The 313-nt window shown below is 47.0% G+C and carries 1 pseudogene; it reads left to right on the top strand.

The features are described from left to right. Positions 1-313 (top strand): annotated as a pseudogene (locus A3773_RS17115) (glutamate synthase small subunit); the annotation flags it as partial.

Here is a 313-nt window from a genome sequence, read left to right as displayed (position 1 = left end):
CGTCAAGGTGCAGAATCTGTTATCTGTGCTTATCGTCGTGATGAGGCAAACATGCCTGGTTCTAAACGCGAAGTTGAGAATGCCCGAGAAGAGGGTGTTCAATTTCAGTTTAACCGTCAACCTATAGAAGTTGTTGGTGAAAACGGTAAAGTGACCGGGATTAAAGTTGTTAGCACTCAAATGGGTGAGCCTGATGAAAATGGTCGCCGTCGTGCTGAGGTGGTATCTGGATCTGAGGAAGTTATTCCAACTGATGCAGTATTAGTGGCTTTTGGCTTCCGTCCAAGTCCAGCGCCTTGGTTTGCTGACTTCG

Origin of the sequence: Neptuniibacter pectenicola (assembly GCF_001597735.1) — a bacterium.
Classification (GTDB): domain Bacteria; phylum Pseudomonadota; class Gammaproteobacteria; order Pseudomonadales; family Balneatricaceae; genus Neptuniibacter; species Neptuniibacter pectenicola.
This window is presented reverse-complemented; position numbering and strand designations above follow the sequence as displayed.